We start from the raw sequence: 1661 nt of genomic DNA, 5'->3' as shown, positions 1-1661 counted from the left end.
AGTCTGTTGGACATACACTTGGAACATGGCTGGCTGCTGATAAAATCAAACGTGCTCACGAAGCTGATAACATTGTTAAACAAGCTGATGAGTCTGCTGATGAAATTATCAACGATGTAGCGGGTGGTAAAACACATGAAGAGATTCTTGATACACTCAAGAAGAAATTCAAATCTCTTGGTGTAACTGATGAAGTTGTAGCAGAAGCAGAGAAACGAGCTAAAACCTTATCTGGTGGTTCTGATGAGTTTGATTTAAGTCACTTCGCAAACTATGTCAAAACTGTTGGTAAAGAAGAAGCTGCACGTCTACGTGAAGAAGCTAAAAATACTCCGAAGACAAAACAACCTAAGGAAGTTACGATTGTTTCTAACAAACCAAAACGTCCTATGTCTGAAAGTATTGACTTCCTACGTGCATACGCTCAGAAACTTGACCTGCATGAAGACCCTAATGTTGTGGGTGATTTAGCAGACCCTAAAAACAATAGTATCATTGCCAAAGCCACTCGTGGAACTAGTGGTGAAGATACAGCTCTGAGTGTGGCTGCTGAACGTTCTGTGATGAACAAAATGCATGATTACATCAACGCAAAAGTGAAAGATTACACAGCGGCTATTAATGCTGAACGTAATAAAGGTCTTAAAATGGATAAGAAGAAACTGGCTAAATGGAATCGACTGCTGGATAAGTATCGTAAAGCGGAAGGTGATGTTGAGACAGCGGATGCTTACTTTGAAGACCGCATCGCTAAGCGTGAGAAGGAAGATAGAAAATTAGCTGACAAGTACGATAAACAAGTACAAGCGGCTAAGGAGAAGGAAGATGCTCAGACTAAGAAGTTGAAAGAGCTTGATGAAGCTGTAAGTGATATTCAGAAAAGCGTAGAAACAATGCGCGAAGATATTACTAATCAAGTTAAAGAACACTTCGGTGCAGCAATGGAGAAAATGGATGGGGCACAGGTTGAAGAAAATATTCGACATGTGGAAATTCCATTAGACATTGATTCTACTTCTGACCCACGATTCATTAAGTGGTCAGCGATGATGGAAACAGCTGCTGATGCGTTGCAGACTAAAGGTCGTCAACGTCAAGCGGATGCGGTACGTCAGTCACATGAAATTATCTTGAAAGGGATTGAGCGTAAAGGCTTAGGTCTTGGGAAGGATTATTTGATGAGTGCTGAGGATGCTCATAAGATTAACACTCTTGTGAACAAAGAAGGGAAGAATGCTGGTCAGAACTCGTTCTACGGTCTTCTGTATAAACGTGCTCGTCTTGCTGTACTTGGTGATACCGAATCTTATCGTAACGTTCGTTACACTGAGAAACGTATCAACAAGATGGCTGAGCGCCAAAGAGCTAAACTTGAAGGGAATCCTGGAGAGGGTGGTGTAGGTGCTTTTGATATCAAAGACTAAATAAAAGAAAAGGGGAAAGGCCGCTAAGCCAATCCCCTTATTTTTTACTTGTCGAGTAAGTCTAATTTAAATTCTAACTGATGCCAGTTACGAAAACCATTCTTATCAGCCCACTCTTTATGAGTAGCTCGGCTCCCGTCTTTTCGTTTCTTTGAGAAAGGAAACGCAGTTCCTTGTTTCTCCCAAATAAAAACTAACTCAGCTTGTGGAGGCAAAACTTCACGGATGAATAAGTAT

General features: G+C 41.1%; 2 protein-coding genes. One reads left to right on the top strand and one right to left on the bottom strand.

The features are described from left to right. The coding region (locus N1032_RS22940) for a hypothetical protein (protein ID WP_259542632.1) at nt 1-1424 on the top strand (1424 nt) is incomplete at its 5' end. A 44-nt stretch (nt 1425-1468) separates the two neighbouring features. Here N1032_RS22940 and N1032_RS22935 read toward each other — a convergent pair. Then, a partial coding sequence (locus tag N1032_RS22935) for a hypothetical protein (RefSeq protein WP_259542631.1) occupies nt 1469-1661 on the bottom strand: 193 nt, incomplete at its 5' end.

This window comes from Herbiconiux daphne (genome assembly GCF_024979295.1).
Classification (GTDB): Bacteria; Actinomycetota; Actinomycetes; order Actinomycetales; family Microbacteriaceae; genus Herbiconiux; species Herbiconiux daphnes.
Note: the sequence above shows the minus strand (reverse complement) of the source record. Positions and strands in the feature narration are given on the sequence as shown.